This window comes from Cupriavidus basilensis (assembly GCF_029335485.1).
GTDB lineage: Bacteria > Pseudomonadota > Gammaproteobacteria > Burkholderiales > Burkholderiaceae > Cupriavidus > Cupriavidus basilensis_E.
This window is the reverse complement of the sequence record NZ_JARJLM010000044.1, coordinates 1-3407: the sequence shown is the minus strand read 5'-3', so window position 1 is coordinate 3407 and position 3407 is coordinate 1. Positions and strand designations below refer to the sequence as shown.

Sequence of the window (3407 nt, the reverse complement as noted above, 5' to 3'; positions counted from 1 at the left end):
CATGCCGATGTTAACACCGCTGTAAACAGAGCGGTTAACTTTGCGCCTGGTCTGCGCTCAGCCCAGGTCGAGCGGGATGAAAATGCGAGCGTCGTCGCGTTGCACCAGTAGTGCGACCTGCTTGCCCGATTTCGCCACCAGCGCCCGCAACTGCTCCGCCGAAGTGATCGGCGTGCCGTTGATCGACAGGATGACGTCGCCCGGCTGGATGCCGACCTTGGCCGCCGGACCGGCAACATCCTCGACCACCAGCCCGCCGTCGATGCCGCTATCGCGCTTCTCCGTCGGGCTCAGCGGGCGTACCGCCAGGCCAAGCTTGCCGCCCACGTCATTGGCCGGGTTCTTGTCCGCCACGGTAGCATCCTTCGCCGTGCCGACCTTCACCGTCAGCGTCACGGACTCGCCCTTGCGGATCACCTTGAGCGATGTCTGCGTGCCCGGGGCCAGGTCGGCGACATGCTCCGGCAGGTCGCCCGAGTGGTCGATCACGTCATTGCCCAATTGCACGATCACGTCGCCCGGCTTGACGCCAGCCTTCGCGGCCGGACTGTCCGGCTCGACCGAGTTGACCAGCGCACCACTGGGCTTCGCCAGGCCGAAGGATTGCGCCAGGGCCTGGTTGACCTCCTGCACGCCGATGCCCAGGCGGCCGCGCGTGACCTTGCCATGCGCCACCAGTTGCCCTTGCACCTTGGTCGCGACGTCGATCGGGATCGAGAACGACAGCCCCTGGTAGCCCCCGGTCTGGCTGTAGATCTGGGAGTTGATCCCGATTACCTCGCCACGCTGATTGAACAGCGGACCGCCCGAGTTGCCAGGGTTGACCGCCACATCGGTCTGGATGAACGGCACATAGGTGTCATCCGGCAAGGAGCGCGACTTGGCGCTGACGATGCCCGCGGTCACGGTGTTTTCGAAACCGTAGGGCGAACCGATAGCCAGCACCGGTTCCCCCACGCGCACTCGCGCCGGATCGCCGAGCCGTACCGTCGGCAGGTCCTTGGCATCGATCTTGATTACCGCGACGTCCGTCTGCGCATCCGCGCCAAGCACCTTGGCCTTGAACTCGCGCCTGTCGGTCAGCTTGACGGTCACCTCCTGGGCGCCATCAACCACGTGCGCATTGGTCAGGATCAGGCCGTCAGGACTGACGATGAAACCCGAACCCAGGCCGCGCACCAGTTGCGGCTGGGCGTTCTGCGGCCCCTGGAACTGCGGTCCGAAGCGCTTGAAGAACTGGAAGAGAGGATCGTCCGGATCCATGCCCTGCGGTACCTGCGCCGAAGTGTGCTGGGCGCGCGCCGTCACGCTGATGTTGACCACGGCAGGGCCGTACTGGTCGACAATCGCCGAGAAATCCGTGGGCGCGGCCACCGCCATGGGCTGGGCCGGGGCAGTCACGGGCGCCGGTGCTGCGTATCCCGGCGTGATCACTTCCCTCTGCAGATAGGTGTAGCCTCCGGCAAGAGCGGCCAGGGCCGCAATACCGATGGCGGAACGAGCAAGCGTCTGGCGAATCATGGCGTTTTCCTCTTCTGGTCATTCAGGGCGTCCGAACTCTTCCGGACGCGACAGGACCATGCTAAGCCGCGATCCTTAAACCAGACTTAAGGAACGCCGGCGCATCGCCCCGGATCGGCTGGAAGATCCCGAATGCTTCTTGAGGCGCTCGGAAATTTATATTGCGCACAATTTAATTGCTAGTAATATATATGCATGACTACAAGCTGCTTCCCGACCGTACCGGACGAAACGCTGCTGCAGCTCGACAAGCAGCTGTGCTTTGCCCTCTACTCAACCTCGCTGGCCATGACCAAGCTTTACAAGCCGGTCCTGAGTAAGCTTGGACTTACTTATCCGCAGTATTTAGTCATGCTGGCACTGTGGGAACTGGATGGAGTCACGGTCTCAGCCCTTGGCGAGCGCCTGGCTCTCGATTCGGGCACGCTGACACCGCTGCTGAAGCGCCTCGAAAGTGCTGGCCTGGTCATCCGTCTCCGGGACTCGGCCGATGAGCGGCGGGTTCTCGTGAGCCTTACCGATGCGGGCCGGCGGTTGCGGCAGCCAGCCTTGAACGTTCCGCAACAGATGTTGTGCGCGACCCAATGCACGCTGGAAGAAATCCAGGCACTGACACAACGCCTGCAAAGCCTGCGTGCCACGCTGGAAGCCCGATTGCCTGACTAGGCGCGCAACTCGGCGCATCCAACGGTTTCATTTTCATCGACGGCCGCGAGAGTGGCCGCCCCAACCGGCTCACTGTCAGAGGGCCAAGCAAGGAGAGCATTATGAAGCTGGAAAAAGTCGTCTACACCGCCCACGCCACCGCCACCGGCGGCCGCGATGGCCGCGCCGTATCGTCGGATGGCCTGCTGGACGCCAAGCTCGCGGTGCCCAAGGAGATGGGTGGCGCCGGGAACGGCATCAATCCGGAACAGTTGTTTGCCGCTGGCTATTCGGCTTGCTTTATTGGTGCGATGCGCTTTGTTGCCGGGCAGCAGAAGATCACCTTGCCCGCCGATACTTCGATCGAAGGCGCGGTTGGCATTGGCCCGATCCCGCAAGGTTTCGGCATCCAGGTGGAACTGAAGATCTCGATTCCGGGCTTCGACCGGGCAGCCGCCGAGAAACTGGTGGAGCAGGCGCATCAGGTCTGCCCATATTCGAACGCCACGCGCGGCAATATCGACGTAACCCTGACGCTGGTCTGATTCGCGCCAGTTGCGACTTGGCGTAGTCTGGCCGGTCACCCTGCCAGACTATGTATGGCCAGACTATGTGCCAGCCGGCCCTTCACCCTGGGGCCGTTTCAGATCTCGCGTCAAATTCACGCAAAGTGCGCGCTTCTGTGCCGAAGTCAGCCGTTTTGCAGCGGCCTCCGCTTTCGATGCTTCGGACCGGTTCGCGAATCTCTGCCATCCCAGGATCCTGATCGGCTTGCGAGATCGCGTGTATTTAGCGCCCGTTCCCGCCAGATGTTGAGCAAAACGGCGCTCGACATCGGTCGTAATCCCGGTATAGATCGTGTTGCCCTCACATTCGAGCAGGTAGAGAAACCACGAGGCGTCGCCGTCGGCTGGCATTCTGGATTTTTTTGAGGGTCAGAAACGGCGGAGTACCAATTATGCAGGCGCGATCCGCCCGGTGCAAAGCACGCCATATGTGTGTGTGGCATGCATTTTCGGACCTTAAATAGCAAAACCCCCCAGTACTGTCGTACTGGGGGGTTTCAAGGGAGAGCCTGGCGATTACCTACTTTCACACGGGTATCCGCACTATCATCGGCGTGGAGTCGTTTCACGGTCCTGTTCGGGATGGGAAGGGGTGGTTCCAACTCGCTATGGTCACCAGGCATAAACGGTGTGCCGCGCTGACTCGGTCAACGCAGCGAATAGGGATGTAGTAGT

General features: G+C 61.8%; 4 protein-coding genes and 1 rRNA gene. 2 read left to right on the top strand and 3 right to left on the bottom strand.

What is annotated here, in order from left to right; genetic code table 11:
* Positions 1-57 precede the first annotated feature (57 nt).
* Positions 58-1521, bottom strand: a complete 1464-nt coding sequence (locus P3W85_RS02840) for a DegQ family serine endoprotease (RefSeq protein WP_276263649.1) — start codon at positions 1519-1521, stop codon at positions 58-60.
* A 195-nt stretch (positions 1522-1716) separates the two neighbouring features.
* Between P3W85_RS02840 and P3W85_RS02835 the strand changes: the two genes are divergently transcribed.
* Entirely contained in the window at positions 1717-2187 is a 471-nt protein-coding gene (locus tag P3W85_RS02835) for a MarR family winged helix-turn-helix transcriptional regulator (RefSeq protein ID WP_276263648.1), read from the top strand.
* A gap of 101 nt (positions 2188-2288) precedes the next feature.
* Positions 2289-2711, top strand: a complete 423-nt coding sequence (locus P3W85_RS02830; protein ID WP_017224415.1) for an organic hydroperoxide resistance protein — start codon at positions 2289-2291, stop codon at positions 2709-2711.
* Between the two features lie 63 nt (positions 2712-2774).
* Here P3W85_RS02830 and P3W85_RS02825 read toward each other — a convergent pair whose 3' ends face one another.
* A complete protein-coding gene (locus P3W85_RS02825; protein ID WP_276263647.1) occupies positions 2775-3083 on the bottom strand; it encodes a GIY-YIG nuclease family protein in 309 nt (102 codons plus the stop codon).
* 156 nt (positions 3084-3239) lie between these two features.
* Positions 3240-3352 (bottom strand): 5S ribosomal RNA (rrf, locus tag P3W85_RS02820).
* Positions 3353-3407 lie beyond the last annotated feature (55 nt).

Excerpts from the sequence above, each read along its gene's own strand:
- P3W85_RS02830 (WP_017224415.1), top strand. The coding sequence starts at position 2,289 with ATGAAGCTGGAAAAAGTCGTCTACACCGCCCACGCCACCGCCACCGGC.
- P3W85_RS02825 (WP_276263647.1), bottom strand. The coding sequence starts at position 3,083 with ATGCCAGCCGACGGCGACGCCTCGTGGTTTCTCTACCTGCTCGAATGT.
- P3W85_RS02840 (WP_276263649.1), bottom strand. The coding sequence starts at position 1,521 with ATGATTCGCCAGACGCTTGCTCGTTCCGCCATCGGTATTGCGGCCCTG.
- P3W85_RS02835 (WP_276263648.1), top strand. The coding sequence starts at position 1,717 with ATGACTACAAGCTGCTTCCCGACCGTACCGGACGAAACGCTGCTGCAG.